This is a genomic window from Sinorhizobium fredii USDA 205 (genome assembly GCF_001461695.1).
Lineage (GTDB): Bacteria > Pseudomonadota > Alphaproteobacteria > Rhizobiales > Rhizobiaceae > Sinorhizobium > Sinorhizobium fredii.
The window spans coordinates 1-823 of sequence record NZ_AUTC01000109.1 but is presented as its reverse complement, the minus strand read 5'-3'; the positions used below and the strand labels follow the sequence as shown (position 1 = coordinate 823).

General features: G+C 58.1%; 1 protein-coding gene and 1 pseudogene. Both read right to left on the bottom strand.

Translation table 11 applies throughout. The features are described 5' to 3' along the window. Nucleotides 1–37: 37 nt before the first annotated feature. Entirely contained in the window at nt 38–508 is a 471-nt protein-coding gene (locus tag N181_RS11120; protein ID WP_014330464.1) for a YciE/YciF ferroxidase family protein, read from the bottom strand. Between the two features lie 36 nt (nt 509–544). Further along, a pseudogene (locus tag N181_RS33710) lies at nt 545–823 on the bottom strand (hypothetical protein); the annotation flags it as partial.

The window sequence follows — 823 nt, the reverse complement described above, 5'->3', positions numbered from 1 at the left end:
GTCCGGTGACGGACGGCCTGGCTCATCATTGGCAAATTTATTTGTTTACCAACGTCACTGCCAACGTTGTCAGCTTCGCGTTGGCAGCCTTCTCCTGGTCCAGGATCTCGGTCAACAGAACGTGGGCGTCGTCATTGCCCAGTGCCTTAGCCCATTCTCTAAGGGCTCCATAGCGGCTGATCTCGTAGTGTTCGACTGCCTGTGCGGCGGCGAGAAGCCCTGCGTCGAGCGCAACGCCCTTGGCTTCCTCGATCAGACCATCGGCCTCCTTGAGCAAACCTTCGATGGCGTCGCATTTGACACCTTCCGGCTTTTTGTCGATCGTCGCGAAGACCTTTTTGAGGGTTGCAATCTGGCCCTTGGTTTCTTCGAGATGGGATTCGATGGCCCGCTTCAAAGGAGCGGCCTGCACGGCCTTAATCACCTTTGGCAAAGCCTTGACTATCGCATTCTCAGCGTACTGGACGTCCTGCAGGGTATGTTCGAAAAGTTCAGCAAGCGTTTGCATGGGGGTCTCTTCTTCTGGAGGGAGAATTGCCGTTGATCAGGCCATCGGATAGCGATTGCGCTCCCGAGCGATCTCATCCCGCGTATAGGGGTTGAGCGTCGCATCGAAACCTGTCCAGCCGTCTGCTTCGTAATCCCTGCGACGGGCTGCCGGGTCAATCCAGTTGGACTCTTCCAGAATACGCTGGGCTTCCTCGGCCCTGAATTCATCGACGCGGGCAGTCACCAGGGTGCCACCGCGTCGCACACCTTCCGCGTAGACATGTGCGTCCGCTTCTGGGACGCCTGAGTCGGTGAGCGCACCGATCAGCCCGCC

Excerpts from the sequence above, each read along its gene's own strand:
- N181_RS11120 (WP_014330464.1), bottom strand. The coding sequence starts at position 508 with ATGCAAACGCTTGCTGAACTTTTCGAACATACCCTGCAGGACGTCCAG.